Origin of the sequence: Tenacibaculum sp. ZH5_bin.1, assembly GCF_042865525.1 — a bacterium.
In the GTDB taxonomy this organism is placed as follows: domain Bacteria; phylum Bacteroidota; class Bacteroidia; order Flavobacteriales; family Flavobacteriaceae; genus Polaribacter; species Polaribacter mesophilus.
Genome location: NZ_JBEGIO010000001.1, coordinates 1,460,920 through 1,478,682, shown reverse-complemented (window position 1 = coordinate 1,478,682; position 17,763 = coordinate 1,460,920). Strand labels below are relative to the sequence as shown.

The 17,763-nt window shown below is 32.9% G+C and carries 13 protein-coding genes and 3 tRNA genes; 10 read left to right on the top strand and 6 right to left on the bottom strand.

The genetic code is table 11. From position 1 onward, the window contains the following. Positions 1 to 70 precede the first annotated feature (70 nt). The 4 genes from ABHQ57_RS06840 to ABHQ57_RS06825 all read right to left on the bottom strand — a co-directional run bounded on the left by ABHQ57_RS06840 (position 71) and on the right by ABHQ57_RS06825 (position 2,467). Positions 71 to 144 (bottom strand) — tRNA-Arg (locus ABHQ57_RS06840). An 8-nt stretch (positions 145 to 152) separates the two neighbouring features. Further along, a tRNA-Pro gene (locus tag ABHQ57_RS06835) sits at positions 153 to 227 on the bottom strand. A 24-nt stretch (positions 228 to 251) separates the two neighbouring features. Beyond that, positions 252 to 333, bottom strand: a tRNA-Ser gene (locus tag ABHQ57_RS06830). Between the two features lie 91 nt (positions 334 to 424). Beyond that, positions 425 to 2,467, bottom strand: a complete 2,043-nt coding sequence (locus ABHQ57_RS06825) for an HD family phosphohydrolase (protein WP_073181377.1) — start codon at positions 2,465 to 2,467, stop codon at positions 425 to 427. 207 nt (positions 2,468 to 2,674) lie between these two features. On the opposite strand from ABHQ57_RS06825, the gene ABHQ57_RS06820 reads away from it, so the two are divergent. Then, the gene (locus ABHQ57_RS06820; RefSeq protein ID WP_073181378.1) at positions 2,675 to 3,850 is read left to right on the top strand and encodes an acetyl-CoA C-acyltransferase; all 1,176 of its coding nucleotides are present in this window, start codon (positions 2,675 to 2,677) and stop codon (positions 3,848 to 3,850) included. Positions 3,851 to 3,875: 25 nt separating this feature from the next. Then, positions 3,876 to 4,649 (top strand): C40 family peptidase, encoded by a 774-nt coding sequence (locus ABHQ57_RS06815; protein WP_073181379.1) that lies wholly within the window; start codon positions 3,876 to 3,878, stop codon positions 4,647 to 4,649. Positions 4,650 to 4,738: 89 nt separating this feature from the next. Here ABHQ57_RS06815 and ABHQ57_RS06810 read toward each other — a convergent pair whose 3' ends face one another. Together ABHQ57_RS06810 and gyrA are read right to left on the bottom strand one after the other, a co-directional pair. Continuing rightward, the gene (locus tag ABHQ57_RS06810) at positions 4,739 to 5,977 is read right to left on the bottom strand and encodes a tetratricopeptide repeat protein (protein ID WP_389862904.1); all 1,239 of its coding nucleotides are present in this window, start codon (positions 5,975 to 5,977) and stop codon (positions 4,739 to 4,741) included. A 16-nt stretch (positions 5,978 to 5,993) separates the two neighbouring features. Next, positions 5,994 to 8,495, bottom strand: a complete 2,502-nt coding sequence (gene gyrA / locus ABHQ57_RS06805) for a DNA gyrase subunit A (RefSeq protein WP_047789770.1) — start codon at positions 8,493 to 8,495, stop codon at positions 5,994 to 5,996. Positions 8,496 to 8,803: 308 nt separating this feature from the next. On the opposite strand from gyrA, the gene ABHQ57_RS06800 reads away from it, so the two are divergent. The 8 genes from ABHQ57_RS06800 (at position 8,804) to ABHQ57_RS06765 (ending at position 17,745) form a co-directional block, all read left to right on the top strand. Beyond that, entirely contained in the window at positions 8,804 to 11,362 is a 2,559-nt protein-coding gene (locus tag ABHQ57_RS06800) for an ATP-dependent Clp protease ATP-binding subunit (RefSeq protein WP_167713465.1), read from the top strand. Between the two features lie 160 nt (positions 11,363 to 11,522). Next, positions 11,523 to 12,083, top strand: coding sequence for an AraC family transcriptional regulator (locus tag ABHQ57_RS06795; protein ID WP_167713464.1), 561 nt, complete (start codon positions 11,523 to 11,525; stop codon positions 12,081 to 12,083). An 86-nt stretch (positions 12,084 to 12,169) separates the two neighbouring features. Beyond that, positions 12,170 to 14,587 carry a heavy metal translocating P-type ATPase gene (locus ABHQ57_RS06790; protein ID WP_167713463.1) on the top strand — a complete coding sequence of 806 codons (2,418 nt, stop codon included), beginning with the start codon at positions 12,170 to 12,172 and terminating at the stop codon, positions 14,585 to 14,587. A gap of 152 nt (positions 14,588 to 14,739) precedes the next feature. Further along, positions 14,740 to 14,961 (top strand): heavy-metal-associated domain-containing protein, encoded by a 222-nt coding sequence (locus tag ABHQ57_RS06785; protein WP_047789774.1) that lies wholly within the window; start codon positions 14,740 to 14,742, stop codon positions 14,959 to 14,961. Between the two features lie 490 nt (positions 14,962 to 15,451). Further along, complete coding sequence (locus ABHQ57_RS06780; RefSeq protein WP_167713462.1) at positions 15,452 to 16,030, top strand: hypothetical protein; 579 nt, start codon at positions 15,452 to 15,454, stop codon at positions 16,028 to 16,030. A gap of 133 nt (positions 16,031 to 16,163) precedes the next feature. Further along, positions 16,164 to 16,880, top strand: a complete 717-nt coding sequence (locus ABHQ57_RS06775) for an HNH endonuclease (protein ID WP_167713461.1) — start codon at positions 16,164 to 16,166, stop codon at positions 16,878 to 16,880. A gap of 150 nt (positions 16,881 to 17,030) precedes the next feature. Beyond that, positions 17,031 to 17,372, top strand: coding sequence for a hypothetical protein (locus ABHQ57_RS06770; protein WP_167713460.1), 342 nt, complete (start codon positions 17,031 to 17,033; stop codon positions 17,370 to 17,372). A gap of 1 nt (position 17,373) precedes the next feature. Further along, complete coding sequence (locus tag ABHQ57_RS06765; RefSeq protein ID WP_167713459.1) at positions 17,374 to 17,745, top strand: hypothetical protein; 372 nt, start codon at positions 17,374 to 17,376, stop codon at positions 17,743 to 17,745. Positions 17,746 to 17,763: the final 18 nt, after the last annotated feature.

Sequence of the window (17,763 nt, the reverse complement as noted above, 5' to 3'; positions counted from 1 at the left end):
AAACAGCTTTGTAAGCACCATAAAACCTACAAAAACAAAAAAGCCTTACTAAAACTAGTAAGGCTTATTGTGATCGCGACAGGATTCGAACCTGTGACCGTCTGCTTAGAAGGCAGATGCTCTATCCAGCTGAGCTACGCGACCATTGTTTGTCGGGGTGGCAGGATTCGAACCTGCGACCTCCTGCTCCCAAAGCAGGCGCGATGACCGGGCTACGCTACACCCCGATTAGTGTCATCTACAACTTTTTGCGGAGAGACCGGGATTCGAACCCGGGCATCCCGAAGGATGACAGCTTAGCAGGCTGCTGCATTACCACTCTGCCACCTCTCCTTAATTCTTGTCGAAACGTGAATTAAAAATTGCGAGTGCAAATGTATAACTATATATACGTTTCTACAAATTTTTTCACTAAAAAAATTACCTATTCTGGATACTCAACACGTAAGTGATAGATATTCATTAACTTATTCTTTATAATTTTTTTAATTTTTTCTATCTCTCTAAAAGTAATATCTGAATTTATGAACTGATTATCGTTTTTTTGCTTGTCTATAATCCTATCAATTAATACATCTATCGATTGTGCTGTCGGATTTTTTAAACTTTTAGAAGCAGCTTCTGCTGCATCACACATCATTAAAATAGCTGTTTCTTTTGAAAACGGAATTGGACCTTGGTATTGAAACTTCTGAATATTAACATCTGGATTATTTTCTTGTTCTTGTTTATAAAAGTAATAGGTAACGCTTGTTCCATGGTGTGTACGAATAAAATCTATAATTCTATCTGGTAGTTTATATTTTTTTGCTATTTCTATTCCGTTAATTACATGATCTAAAATAATACGTGCACTATCTACTGGTAATAAATCATTATGTGGATTAACTCCCGTGGATTGATTTTCGGTAAAATACATTGGTTTTACCATTTTACCAATATCATGATACAAAGCTCCTGTTCTTACTAACATAGAGTTCGCTCCTATTTCATTCGCTGCTGCTTCAGCTAAATTAGCCACCTGCATTGAATGTTGGAACGTTCCTGGAGCTTTTTCATTTAAATCTCTTAATAGTTTTGAATTTGTATTAGAAAGCTCTAATAATGTTACATCAGAAACCAATCCGAAAAGCTTTTCATAAAAATAGATAAAAAACACTGCTAAGAACGATAACAATCCGTTAGCTGCAAATAGACCAAAATACATCCAATTTATCTTATCTGCATTCCCTTCTTTTAAAATAGAAAAGGCAAAATAAGTAACCATATAAATTAGCGTTATTTGTCCAATAGACATAAACAAACTTGCTCTTTTATACAATTCAGAAACCGTTAATATGGTTACAATCCCTGCAATAATGTGTAAGTAAATAAACTCAAAACTATTGGGTACAATAAATCCTAACAACAATACGGTAAGTACATGAGTAAATAAACCTAATCTGGCATCAAAAAAAGCTTTTAGTACAATTGGTAAAATACTTAACGGAACTACGTACAAATAACCAGAATTGTATTTTACCACCATAGTTTGTACAAAAATCATTAAAAAGATATTGAAGAAAATAAAGGTTACTTTATTGTTATCATTAAAAGTCTCAAACCTATATCTTTCTAAAAATAATAATAACATTAACAATGCCAAGGCTACTAAAATTGTGTATCCGAATACAATCCAATAATAATTAGATTTTGTCCAAATTCTAGAGCTTGACGCTACTTCATACGACTTTAAGACATTATATTTCCTTCCTTCAACAATGTCTCCTTTTAAAATAATTAATTCTCCTTTTGAAACCTTTCCTTTAGCATAAGAAATACCTTGAAAACGTTCATTTAACTCCTTTTCACTGTATTTATAATCATAGGTTACGTTAGGGCGCAAATTATTTGACAAATAGTTTATTAACAGGCGTTGTTTATAGTACTGAAGTCCCTCTGTATTTGTTCTTAAAAAGCTTAAAATATCTTTTGACTGTACTAACCTTGAAAACAGAACATCATCAATGGAGTTTCCTTTACGTAAAACAATCACGTCTTCTCTATCTGCTTTATCAATGCTTGCGTCATCTAAAAAACCATATACGTAAATTTTATTTATAAGCTTCTCTCCTTCTCTAATTAAGTCTCTAATTACGTTTGTTGATAATGAGTCAATACTCTTAACTTGGTTCGTAAATGAATGAGTTACCTCTTCTTTAATCGATGTATCAACTACAAAATATTTTTTTGAACTATTTTTAAGTTCGTTTTTTTCCTCTTCTATTTCTTCTGTAGTTTTTTGAATAGCAAAATCAAAAGGAGCATATAAATTGTCATATTGCCAAGGTTTTCCTTGTCTAAAATCGTACTTAAACTGCCCACCTTTAGGAAATAAATATACTATAGCAATTACCGTAATCAAAAACAATAATGCTTTGTAAATTACAGTATTATTTTTGTACAGTTTGTTAATTAAGTCGTTCATTTTTGATCTTTATAAAATGTAAATATAACCTTTCTCTATTATTTGAGTACTTGGCATAAAATGGTTATTTTCGCAAAACAAATCTTAATACAATTCACCCAATACATGAAATTAATAGCAGAAAATAATTATTAAGCACTTAACAGCTTTGTTATTTTAGTCACTTTTGGTTATTGGGATAAATAAAAAATTAACAAATAGTAGCACATGAAAGAAGTAGTAATAGTATCGGTTGCAAGAACTCCAATTGGTAGTTTTTTAGGAACATTATCAACTACCCCTGCACCTAAATTAGGTGCTATAGCCATTAAAGGAGCTTTAGATAAAATTAACCTAAAACCAGAAATGGTTGAAGAAGTTTTTATGGGTAATGTTGTTTCTGCAGGTTTAGGACAAGCTCCAGCTCGTCAAGCGGCAATCTTTGCAGGAATACCAGATACTGTGCCTTGTACTACTGTAAATAAAGTTTGTTCATCAGGAATGAAGTCTATAATGTTAGCTGCACAAACTATCGCTTTAGGTGATGCCGAAATAGTTGTAGCTGGAGGTATGGAAAACATGAGTATGATTCCTCATTACCAACACGCCAGAACAGGTTCAAAATTTGGACCTATTAAAATGGAAGATGGAATGCAGAAAGATGGATTAGTGGATGCTTACGAACAAGTAGCTATGGGAGTTTGTGCTGATGAATGTGCTGTTGAATATAAATTTTCAAGAGAGGATCAAGATGCTTTTGCAGTTGAATCATATAACCGTTCTGCTAAAGCGTGGAGCGAAGGAAAATTTGCAGATGAGGTTGTTCCTGTTGAAATACCTCAACGTCGTGGTGAGCCTATTATCTTTTCTGAAGATGAAGAATACAAGAATGTAAAAATGGAAAAAATACCTGCTTTACGTCCTGCATTTACGAAAGAAGGTACAGTAACTGCTGCTAATGCTTCCACAATTAATGATGGAGGAGCTGCTTTAGTATTAATGTCTGCTGATAAAGCTGCTGAATTAGGCTTAACTCCATTAGCAAAAATTAAAGGATATGCTGATGCTGCTCATGAACCAAAATGGTTTACAACAGCTCCTGCAAAAGCATTACCTAAAGCTTTAGCTAAAGCTGGAGTATCTATTGATGATGTTGATTATTTTGAATTAAACGAAGCATTCTCTGTAGTTGGATTAGCAAATATGAAAATCTTAGGGTTATCTGCTGATAAAGTAAATGTTAATGGTGGTGCCGTTTCATTAGGACATCCATTAGGAGTTTCTGGAGCTAGAATTATTATTGCTTTAACTTCAATTTTAAAACAAAATAACGCTAAAATTGGTGCTGCCGGTATTTGTAACGGTGGTGGTGGTGCTAGTGCAATGGTTATTGAAAGAGTATAATTTTTTTAAAAGCCCCAACCAGTAGATGTCTTTCGGAATTTGTAATTTAAGTATTGTACCTCTTCGATCAGAGCCTTCTGATGCTTCAGAAATGGTAAATCAAGTTGTTTTTGGTGAGCACTTTGAAGTTTTAGAAAAAACTAAAAAATGGAGTAAAATACGGTTAGCTTTTGATGGTTATCAAGGATATGTTGACAATAAACAATATGAAGAAATTTCAGTAGAGGTACACAGTCTTTTATTAAAAGAAAAAAAACACTATGCCGGTGAATTAATTGATTTTATTACTGATAACAATAGTAATTTAACTACTATTCCTATGGGAGCTCGACTTCCTTTATTTAAAGACAATAAAATTAACATTAATAATTCCTCATTTTTATATGAGGGCAAAGTATGCAATAGTAAACTAGCAAAATCTGCAATTGTAGAAACCGCTTTCTTATTCTTAAATGTTCCTTATTTATGGGGAGGTAAATCGCCTTTTGGTATTGATTGTTCTGGGTTTACTCAAACAGTATATAAATTATGTGGATACAACCTTCTACGTGATGCAAAGGAACAAGCAACTCAAGGTGAAGTTTTGAGTTTTATTGAGGAAAGTGAGCCTGGTGATTTAGCTTTTTTTGATAATGAAGAAGGTATTATTACCCATGTTGGGATTATTATGAATGATTACAACATTATACACGCTCATGGAAAAGTTCGTATTGACAAGTTGGATCATAGCGGTATTTATAATATTGATACACATCAACACACACACAAACTTAGAGTAATTAAGCGTTTAGTTGAATAAATAGTTTTACAGATTACTTTATAAAATAGTTATAAAAAAAACCGAAATTTTAAAATTTCGGTTTTTTTTATAACTATTTTTTTCTATTACTATTGCATTGATTTATATAAGTCTCTATATTCAGCTGCTTTATTACTCATTTCTAACACCTCATATAAATTCATTAAAGTTTTTACAGTATCTACATTTCTATTTAAACTATCTGCTTTTTCTAAAAATGGGATTGCTTCCTTATAAACTTCTTTTTGTTTAGCTGCTAACTCATCATATTTTTTAAAATTTGATAAGTTTTTATTCATTTCTTCTACAATAGCTTTTTCTTTATCTAAAACTACTACTGCTAAATTCATATAAGCATCTGCATAATCAGGTTTTAACTCAACTGCCTTCGTGTAATACTTCTTCGCATCATCCATTCTACCTTCATTGAAATTTACAACACCTAAATTATAATATAATGTTGGGTTTTCAGGGTCTAAAGCTACAGCTTCATTCATCAATTCTCCAAACTTATCCATTTTACCCATGTCAACATATAGTTGAGCTTCGTTTAAAATTAAATTTAAATCTTTTGGATTAGAAGCACGAGCATCTTTAAAAGCTGCAATAGCCTCATCTGTTTTTCCTTGCTCTTTTAAAATTAAAGCTACATTTTTAACAATTGTTGCTGATTTTGACTCTGAAGATTTTACGTCTGGTTTTACATAGTTTCCTGTTTTTACAATTAAGTCTCTTCTTGCCTTGTCATTTCCAAAACTTTCAACTTTTCCTGTAGTTTTATCTGTAGCTACATATTGCTTTTCAATACCTGTGTAACCTATTTTTTGTAATTCTCTATAGTACTCAATCGCTTTATCATAATCTTTAGCTTGGGTAGCAGCAACTGCAGCATTATAAGCAAAAGATGTATCTGTAGGACTTAACACATATGTCAAATAGAAGTCTTCAGCTGCATTTTTATAATCCTTTTTATTATTATATAAATCAACCGCTTTTTTAGAAACTTCTTGAATCATCTGATTTAAGATAGGCTTAGCTTCATCTGTATACTTGTTTTCTTTCATTGCTATTAAAGCATTGAAAGCTTCACCAGCATTCTTGTAATCTTTTTTTGCAGCTAATGCTTTACCTTTTAAGAAATAAAATTTAGATTTATATTTATCTTCTCCGTTCATCATTAAAGATCCTTCAATAGCATTTAAAGTATTTAATGCTGTTGTAAAATCTTGTTTTTTTATAGCTTTCTCAGCAGCTTTAAGTTCTGATTTTTGAGCAAATGCCCCTAACGACATTAATCCTAAAGAAAGGGCTAAGATTTGTTTTTTCATTTTTGTTATGATTTATTTATTGTTGTTCTTGACTATCATTTGTTTCATTTTCAATTTCCATGCCATCTTCTTCTTCGTCTTTTTCATGCATTACTTTTGCTACAGCAGCAATATCATCATTATCTTTAATGTTAATCAGTTTAACTCCTTGAGTTGCTCTACCCATAACACGTAAATCTTCCACTGCCATTCTAATTGTTAGTCCTGATTTATTGATAATCATTAAGTCGTTTGAATCATCTACATTCTTGATAGCGACTAAATTACCAGTTTTTTCTGATATATTCAACGTTTTAACTCCTTTACCTCCACGATTCGTTATACGGTAATCTTCTAATTTAGAACGCTTTCCATATCCTTTTTCTGAAACAACTAAGATATTACTTTCCATATCATTAACAGCAACCATACCAATTACCTCATCATTTTCATGCGATAATGTAATACCACGAACTCCCGAAGCTGTTCTTCCCATTGGACGTGTTTTAGCTTCTTCAAAACGAATTGCTTTCCCCGATTTAAGTGCTAGCATTACTTGGCTATCTCCAGTAGTTAACTTCGCCTCTAGTAACTCATCACCTTCTTTAATAGTTATTGCGTTAATACCATTAGCTCTTGGACGAGAATATTGTTCTAAAGGCGTCTTCTTAACCTGACCTCGTTTTGTTGCCATAATAACATAATGATTATTGATATAATCTTCATCTTTTAAATCACCTGTTACTAAGAACGCTTTTACCTTATCGTCTTGCTCGATATTTATTAAGTTTTGAATTGCTCTACCTTTGGTATTCTTTCCTCCTTCTGGAACTTCATATACACGCATCCAGAATACTTTTCCTTTTTGAGTAAAGAATAACATATATTGATGGTTAGTACCTACGAATAAATGTTCTAAGAAATCTTCATTACGAGTAGTTGCACCTTTTTGTCCACGCCCTCCTCTATTCTGAACCTTGTATTCATCTAAATTTGTACGCTTTACGTAACCTGCATGAGAAATAGTAACAACAACTTTAGAGTTAGGAATCATATCTTCGATACGCATATCTCCTCCTGCATACTCAATTACAGAACGACGATCATCACCATATTTCTCTTTGATATATAATAGTTCGTCTTTGATTATTTGATAACGTCTCGGCTCATTTGCAAGAATATCTTTTAAATCGGCAATAGTCTTAATAATTTCATCATACTCTGCTCGTAACTTATCTTGTTCTAGTCCTGTTAACTGACGTAAACGCATTTCAACAATAGCACGTGCTTGAATTTCTGTTAATTCAAAACGCTCTATCAATTTTTCACGTGCTTCATCTGCGTTAGAAGAACCTCTAATAATAGAAATTACCTCATCAATATTATCAGAAGCAATAATTAACCCTTCTAAAATATGTGCACGTGCTTCTGCTTTCTTTAATTCAAACTCAGTTCTACGAACAATTACTTCATGTCTATGCTCTACAAAATAATGGATTAACTCTTTTAAGTTTAACTGTTCAGGACGCCCTTTAACTAAAGCTATATTATTTACACTAAATGATGTTTGTAATTGTGTGTATTTAAATAGTTTATTTAAAACGATATTAGGAATTGCATCTCGTTTTAATATATAAACAATACGCATTCCTTTACGGTCAGATTCATCACGAATGCTTGCAATACCTTCCAGTTTCTTTTCATTAACCAAGTCAGCAGTTTTCTTAATCATTTCTGCTTTGTTAACTTGGTAAGGAATTTCAGTAACAACTATACATTCACGTCCCTTAACTTCTTCAATAGTTGCTTTAGCACGCATTACAATACGTCCACGACCTGTATGGAAAGCGTCTCTTACTCCATCATAACCATAAATAATCCCTCCTGTTGGAAAATCTGGCGCTTTGATGTGTTGCATTAACTCATCAATTTCAATGTCGCGATTATCAATATATGCTACAGTACCGTTAATAACTTCTGTTAAGTTATGCGGTGCCATGTTTGTTGCCATTCCTACTGCAATACCAGAAGCTCCATTTACTAATAAGTTAGGAATACGTGTAGGAAGTACTGTTGGTTCTTGTAACGTATCATCAAAGTTTAATTTATGATCTACAGTATCTTTTTCTATATCAGATAACATCTCTTCTGATATTTTCTGCATGCGCACCTCTGTATAACGCATCGCTGCAGGGCTATCTCCATCAACAGAACCGAAGTTTCCTTGCCCATCAACCATCATATAACGTACACTCCAATCTTGAGCCATACGTACCATAGAATCGTAAACCGAGGTGTCTCCGTGTGGGTGATATTTACCTAATACCTCTCCTACAACTCTTGCAGATTTTTTATATGCTCCTGTGGATTTAATTCCTAATTCATGCATACCAAACAAAACTCTTCTATGCACTGGTTTTAAACCATCTCTTACATCTGGTAACGCTCTCGATACTATCACCGACATTGAATAATCGATGTATGCTGACTTCATTTGCTCTTCAATGTTGATAGGAATCAACTTTTCGCCATCTGTCATATATTTTCTTTTAAAATATTAGTATTTATTTTCGTCAAAAAAGTGAATTTTACACTTGATAAAACCCACTTTTTAAAATGCTTTCTAGTTCTCCGCATTTTCTAAAACATTGCAAGATACTACAACCCTCAGTTTTACACAAAAAATATACTAACTGTTTTACGTTTATTTATTAACAATTTTATATGTTATATTAAACAATAATTTCTTAATTTACTCGTCAGAATGTCAGTTAAAAACTATTGGCATCTTTTTTGTAATTTTTAAGAAAAAAACTTACTAACTTTACAGAGATAGAAAATAAATATATGGACGATAATTTTTCACCACAGGTTAGAGATGTAATTACTTTCAGTAAAGAAGAAGCCTTAAGACTAGGTCATGACTTTATTGGAACAGAACATCTTTTGTTGGGTTTGATTAGAAAAGGTGATGGAAAAGCCATTGAAATATTAACAACTTTTGATGTTGATTTAGATTTAGTGCGTAATAAACTAGAAAAACTAAATCCGACAACCCCATCTTTTTCAAACCCTCAAAGAAAGAGTTTACACCTTACCAGACAAGCAGAAAAAGCTATAAAAACAACCTTTTTAGAAGCTAAACTATACCAAAGCAATGCAATAGATACTGCACATTTGTTACTATGTATTTTGCGTAACGAAAATGATCCTACTACTAAATTACTTCAAAAGTATGATGTAGACTATGAGCAGGCTAAAAACTTGTACAAAGAACTACACGTAGATGATGACTCGTTTATTTCTCCTATAGGGGAAACACCTTCTGATGATGAATTTGCTGACGAAAAATCAAACCCTTACGGGCAACAACCTCAAAAAGGAAAGCAAGTTAAAAAATCTAAAACTCCTGTTTTAGATAACTTTGGGCGTGATTTAACAGCCTTAGCTGTTTCAGGAAAGTTAGATCCTGTTGTAGGTCGTTTAAAAGAAATTGAGCGTGTTTCTCAGATTTTAAGTAGACGAAAAAAGAATAACCCAATGCTTATTGGAGAGCCAGGTGTTGGTAAATCTGCTATTGCAGAAGGATTAGCTTTACGTATTGTAGATAGAAAAGTATCACGAATTCTATTCGACAAACGCATCGTTTCTCTTGACTTAGCTAGCTTAGTTGCTGGTACAAAATACAGAGGTCAGTTTGAAGAACGCATGAAAGCTTTAATGAATGAGCTTGAAAAGAACGATGATATTATTCTTTTTATTGATGAAATTCACACCATCGTAGGTGCTGGTGGAGCTACTGGTTCGTTAGATGCTTCTAATATGTTAAAACCTGCTTTAGCCAGAGGAGAAATTCAATGTATTGGTGCAACTACTTTAGATGAATACAGAACAAATATTGAAAAAGACGGTGCTTTAGAGCGTCGTTTTCAAAAAGTAATTGTAGATCCTACTACCGTAGAAGAAACCATACAAATTTTACACAATATCAAAGGCAAATACGAATCGCATCATCATGTTTCTTTTACTGATGAAGCTATTGAAGCCTGTGTAAAATTAACCAACCGTTATATGACTGATCGCTTTTTACCAGATAAAGCTATTGATGCTTTAGATGAAGCTGGATCGAGAATTCATATTACAAACATTGTAGTTCCGCAACAAATTTTAGAATTAGAAGCGAAACTAGAAGAAATTAGAGGACGCAAAACTAAAGCGGTAAGCGGACAAAAGTACGAAGAAGCTGCAAAGCTTCGTGATGACGAAAAAAATATAGAAACAGCTTTAGAGTCTGCACAACAGCAATGGGAAGAAGATTCTAAACTACATAGAGAAACTGTTACCGAAGATAATGTAGCTGAAGTAGTATCGATGATGACAGGAATTCCTGTAAATCGTGTTGCCGAAGCAGAAAGTAGTCGTTTAGCAGAATTACCTCAATTAATAAAAGGTAAAGTAATTGGTCAAGATGAAGCTGTTACCAAAGTAGTAAAAGCTATACAGCGTAACCGTGTTGGGTTAAAAGACCCTAACAAACCAATTGGTTCTTTTATCTTTCTAGGTTCAACGGGTGTAGGTAAAACACAGTTAGCAAAAGTATTAGCTCGTGAGTTATTTGACTCTGACGATTCTTTAATTAGAATTGATATGAGTGAGTACATGGAGAAGTTTGCTATTTCTCGTTTAATAGGTGCGCCCCCAGGATATGTTGGTTACGAAGAAGGTGGACAATTAACTGAAAAAGTACGTCGTAAACCTTATTCTGTAATCTTATTAGATGAGATTGAGAAAGCACACCCTGATGTATTTAATATGCTGCTACAAGTCCTAGATGACGGGCATATAACTGATAGTTTAGGTCGAAAAATAGATTTTAGAAACACCATTATTATCATGACTTCAAATATTGGAGTTCGTAAACTAAAAGATTTTGGTGGTGGTGTTGGTTTCGGAACTTCTTCTAAAAAAGAACAAGAAGACGCCCATGCCAAAAGTATTATTGAAGGTGCTTTAAAGAAATCTTTTGCTCCAGAATTTTTAAATCGTATTGATGATATTGTAATTTTTAACTCTCTTCAACGTGAAAACATTCATAAAATTATTGATATTGAATTAGATAAATTACTAAAACGTATTGATGATTTAGGTTATAAGCTTACGTTAAGCGATAAGGCTAAAGATTATATTGCTGATAAAGGTTTTGATAAACAATACGGAGCTCGTCCATTAAAAAGAGCCATTCAGAAGTATATTGAAGATGCACTAGCTGAAGAAATTGTTAACTCTAAACTAGATGAAGGTGACGCTATCTTTATGGATTTAAATGAACCTGAGCAAAAACTCATTATTAAAATAGAAAAAGGTGAAAAACCTACTGAAACTCGTACTGAAATAGACGAGGATTAATAAAACAAAAATCCCGAGTAAAAAATACTCGGGATTTTTTTATCTCCTACCTTAGCAATACTATCGTAGTGTTTATAGTTATAAGATTGAAATAATTTTTGATTCATAGCAATCACTTATCCTTATCTTTGTAAACCTAACAAACTATAATAAAAATACTATGACCCTCACTATTAAAAACATGGTTTGCAATCGCTGTATCCTTGTCATTCAAAATGAATTAGACAAATTAGGTCTGGGTGTAAAAAGCATTAAATTAGGTGAGGTTATACTAGAAAAAGAACTTACTTCAGATGAAAAAGAAAGTCTGGACAAGGTTTTACTTGATTTAGGCTTCGAGATTATTGATGATAAAAAAAGGCGCATTATTGAAAAGATAAAAAACTTAATCATCAATTTGGTACACCATCAAGACAGTGAAGCAAAAATCAATCTATCTGAACTATTAAGCAACGAACTACATCACGATTACAATTACTTATCCAATCTTTTTTCTGAAGTAGAAGGTACTACTATTGAAAAGTATTTTATTGCTCAAAAAATAGAAAAGGTAAAAGAATTACTCGTTTACGATGAATTATCATTAAGTGAAATTGCCTTTCGTTTGCACTATTCAAGCGTAGCATATTTAAGTAATCAGTTTAAAAAAGTTACAGGATTAACGCCAAGTCACTTTAAAAAAATCCGTAAAGACAGAAGAAAACCGTTAGACGAGGTGTAAATCTTATAAATCAATTCCAAAATTCCACAATAAATTTTCTCTAACTTAATGCCAACTTTGTATTGTACAATTAATACAGTAAAAAAATGGCAACAAATAACAATAAAGATATCATTTACCTACCTCTAGAAGGTGTGGAAAGTGAACACTGTGCTTTAATCGTTGAAAAAGGATTAGCACATGTTGAGGGAATTGAAACCCACAAAGTAGAACTAAACAACCAAAGAGCTGCTATTACGGTTGCTAACGAAGAAGTTCTTGCAAACGCCGTTACCGCTATAAAAGATTTGGGCTACGGTGTAACCACTGTTAAAAAAGTATTTCCAGTATTGGGTATGACTTGTGCCTCATGTGCAGGAAGTGCCGAAAGTATTGTTAGCTACGAACCAGGTGTAGTAAATGGCTCAGTAAATTTTGCTAGTGGAAATTTAACGGTAGAATATCTTCCAAACATGACCAATGCTACAAAACTGCAAAAAGCAGTACAAGGTGCGGGTTATGATTTGCTAATTGAAGACGAAACCAAACAACAAGAAACCCTCGAAGCTATTCATGAAAAGAAGTTCAAGCAACTAAAAACCAAAACCATGTGGTCGGTACTACTTTCGTTGCCTGTAGTTGTTATTGGTATGTTTTTTATGAACATGCCTTACGCCAACCCTATTATGTGGGCCTTCTCTACCCCTGTGTTATTATGGTTTGGTAAAGACTTTTTTATCAATGCATGGAAACAAGCCAAACATCGTTCTGCAAACATGGACACTTTGGTCGCTTTAAGTACAGGTATAGCGTATATATTTAGTGTATTTAACATGTTATTTCCTAAGTTTTGGGAATCTAGAGGATTAGAAGCACATGTATATTTTGAGGCAGCTTCAGTTATCATCGCATTTATTCTGTTAGGAAAACTATTAGAAGAAAAAGCCAAAGGAAACACCTCATCTGCCATTAAGAAATTGATGGGCTTACAACCTAAAACTGTGGTTGTGATACAACCTGACGGAACGGAAAAACAAACCCCTATTGAAAATGTGAACGTAAATGATACTATTCTTGTTAAACCAGGAGAAAAAATTGCGGTAGACGGTATTGTTACCACAGGAAGCTCGTATGTAGATGAAAGTATGTTAAGTGGTGAACCTGTTCCGGTACTAAAAGAAGAAAATGAAAAAGTATTCGCAGGAACCATCAATCAAAAAGGAAGTTTCCAATTCAAAGCCGTTAAGGTTGGAAAAGAAACCATGCTAGCTCAAATTATTAAAATGGTACAAGATGCACAAGGTAGTAAAGCTCCTGTACAGAAATTAGTTGATAAAATTGCAGGTATTTTCGTACCTGTAGTTATGAGTATTGCTGTTATTACATTTTTTATATGGTTTATTTTAGGGGGTGATAACGGAGTGGTTCAAGGATTATTAGCTGCTATCACCGTATTGGTTATTGCATGTCCTTGTGCTTTAGGTCTTGCTACTCCTACCGCTATTATGGTGGGCGTTGGTAAAGGTGCAGAAAAAGGTATTCTAATTAAAGATGCTGAAAGCCTTGAATCTGCTAAAAAAGTAAATGCTATTATTTTAGATAAAACAGGAACTATTACCGAGGGAAAACCAGAGGTAACTGGTATATCTTGGTTACAGAATAATGATACTGCTAAGAACATTCTTTTAAGTATTGAGAAAAAATCTGAACATCCATTAGCAGAAGCTGTTGTAAAGTTTTTAGGAGATACCGCCACTACCCCACTAACAAATTTCGACAGTATTACAGGTAAGGGTGCTAAGGCTGATTATAACGGAGAAACCTTTTTTGTTGGTAATAAAAAGTTGTTGACTGAAAATAAGGTTACCATAGCGGACGAACTTTTAAAACAGGCAGACGAATGGAGCAAACAGGCTAAAACAGTTATTTGGTTTGCTAATAATAAAGAAGCACTTTCTGTACTTGCTATTTCAGACAAAATAAAAGAAACCTCGGTACAAGCTATTAAAGAGTTACAGGCTATGGATATTGAGTTATATATGCTTACGGGTGACAACGAAGCTACCGCAAAATCTATTGCTGAAGAAACAGGTATTCAATATTACAAAGCTGAAGTATTACCACAACATAAAGCCGATTTTGTAAAAGAATTACAACAACAAGGAAAAACCGTTGCTATGGTAGGTGATGGTATTAACGACAGTACTGCCCTAGCTACTGCCGATGTAAGTATTGCCATGGGAAAAGGTAGTGATATTGCAATGGATGTTGCTAAAATGACCATTATATCATCTGACCTAAGTAAAATACCGCAAGCCATAAAACTATCAAAACAAACAGTAGCTACTATTAAACAAAACCTATTTTGGGCATTTATTTACAACCTTATTGGTATTCCTATTGCAGCTGGTATTTTATATCCATTTAATGGTTTCTTATTAAACCCTATGATTGCTGGTGCTGCTATGGCTATGAGTAGTGTTAGTGTGGTTAGCAATAGCTTACGATTAAAGTGGAAAAAATAACAAGTGTTTCGGCACTAGCAAGTGTCGGAACATTTTAAACCTCACTTAATAAATCTGTAAATCTCACAAATCAATCTTAAAATTGTATAACAACAAACAGTCCCGTTGTGCTGAAATTTGCAGTATTCAATAACAAATAAATTTTTAATATAATGGAAAACAATAAAGAGTTAAAATTCAAAACAAACCTTAACTGCGGAGGATGTGTATCAAAAGTACAAACTGATTTAGACAATGCTGAAGGTATTTGCCATTGGAATGTAGATACTAATTTTGATGATAAAGTTCTTACCGTAAGTTCTAAAGGAATTACTGCAGATGAAGTAATTGCTATTGTAAAAAGTAAAGGTTTTAAAGCTGAACCTTTAGTATAAAAACAATTACCCAACTCTCACTTACGGTACAAATTGAAACAAACGAGAACACCTGTGCTTTTGTAAACTGTTAAGTTAACTGTTTATAAAATCTTACACTTAAATACACTCCTCTTTGGAGTGTATTTGTTTTTTTAAATGACTTCTTTATACACCACAGCACCTAACAAACATTTTTCTACACAATACGAATATTTTACCTTTTTTGTTGTTTGAAGTTGCTCTCCTTAGGCAGTGAATAACACTCCCCTTAGGCGGGGAGCATCGTTCCCCTTACCGAGGGAGTGTCACTCCCCTTAGGCAGTGAGTGGTGACCCGATTAGGCTTGGGGTGTCGACCCGATAAAAAAGTTACACTTTTTTATCTTACTTTTTTTATATTTGAGAGTGTTAATAAAATTGCTAAAAGTTCCGTATACCCTACCGTAAAAGGAATATATAAGTAATTTTATTACGTATATAAACTAGTTGTAAGGCATTTGAAAAACTGAATGGGAATTAATAGAGTTTTAGAAAAGTATAAATTGATTAAAACATTTGAAAGAGAATTAAATGTTGAAAAAGAAGTCTTTATAAATGAATTCAGACAAATGACTCAAAAGGGATATTACACACCTTTTTTAATAATGCTTGATGTCATTAAATCTGAAAACAAAAAATATATTGGAGATATAAATTCAAAGAGTTTCAAAATCCGAGAAAGATTTACTTTAGACAATTCTTTTGCGAATAATTTTGCAACTGTAAAATCTGAATTTCATACAAAAGACAATAAACTGAAAATCAAAACAACAATTCAAGGAATGGAAGTATTACCATTTATTTTGAGAGTTATAATTTTCGGGATTTACTTGTTAGTAATGTTAATTCTTGTTGTTGAAATATTAATCCCACCAATACAAACTGAAATAAATATGGCATATGTTTTACCACCAATTTTTGTGACGATTTTTGTCGGATTTTTGACATACCTACCATACAGAATTGCGAAAAAAAATGTCGCAAACAAGAAAAATGACATTGACATAATATACCAACTGATTGAAAAAACGCCTTACAACAATGTATAACCGCAATTACGATGGATTCGACTACATCCGAATCCACTCGGAATTGCTAATGCCAGTGCTAAACCGAAAATTAACGAATACTAACCCGTAACTGACGGTTATACGAGCCGTTGTGCACAATTAAAACCAAACTATGGCAATCACCGACAAATTTGATAATTATACAATTGCCGAAGTAATAAAAGCTTACTTAATAGATGGACAAAGTCATAGAAATATCCAAAGAGAGATTCTAAATTTACCTGCACCAGCCAGAGGAGGCGGTTTTGTAGCGATGGAATTATTACATCATTATAATATTCGTGGTGACAAGAAAGGTCTTTTGACTAAAAAATCGATTTCCAAATTAAATGCCACTAACGATTTAGAGTTTAAAAAAGCATTACAAATCATTGAGGAACTGAATTTCGTAGAGGAAGAAGCAGAGGAATATTTTATAAAAAATCAGGAAATAAATAAAAGTAATAATCCGACTGAATCTAAGAGTGAAATAAAAATTAGAGCTTATCAAAATAAACTAAGGGAAATTGTTTTGGACAATTACAATTCAACTTGTGCTATTTGCGAAATAAACAAATCCGATTTACTTGTTTGTAGTCATATAAAACCTTGGATGGCTGACAAAGAGGAAAGATTAAACCCTCAAAATGCGATTTGCTTTTGTGTTTTGCACGATAAGATGTTTGACAAAGGTTATTTCTCATTAGACTCTGAATATAGAATAGTATTTGGACCAAAATCAGACAAACAAATAAAGAAACTTTTGACTGATTTAGAATTTAAAAAACCAAAAGTTAATGAACCAAACATATCATTTTTAGAATATCACTATAATGAAATATGTAAATAACTGTGCACAACAATGTATAACCGCAATTACGGCGGATTCGACTACGTCCGAATCCACTCGGAATTGCTAAGGTCAGTGCCAAACCGAAAATTAACGCATATAAACCCGTAACTGACGGTTATACGAGACCGTTGTAAAACATTTGAAAAAATGCTCGAACACAATAAAGAAATTGAAAAAATAATTGAACGGAACATAAACGAATCTTCGTCTGAATTGGAAATAGACGAGTTTATATCTGATTTGAAAAAAGCAGGCTCTAATCCGATTATGACAATGAAAATAATTGTGGAAAAGTTAAATATCGATTTCGGAAAAGCGAAAGATGTGGTCTTTAATTCTTCAAGTTGGAGTTTCTTATATTCTCAACCGAATCCCTTTACGCAGGAATTTTTGGATATAGCTGCTGAAGACGCTGACAAAGTTGAACGAAAAGATGGAAAGGTCATTTCTGTAACTTATAAATTGGACAAGGGCTCTGAAAACAATTAGGATGAAATTGATAGACGAATTAAACGCAGAAAATGGTTCATTTTTACTTGAATTAAGAACTGACTTGAATTGGAATCACGATTCATTTATTAACCTACTGACTGAATTAAATGCTGAATGTAAACGAACAAAAGAAAATCTGAATTTATCACGAGATACTGCTTGTGGAATTTGGTATATATCTGATTTCATCAAAAATTGGACTGAACATCAAAATTTCCCAAAAGAATTCGCTAAAGAATATTATGAAAAAGCCAATGAATTAATAAATGATTTGGCTTACTCATACTTTATGGCTGAATCACCTTATGAATCGGAATCTGAAATTGAAAATAAAATAACTGAATTAAAAACGTTTTACAACAATATATAACCGCAATTACGGCGGATT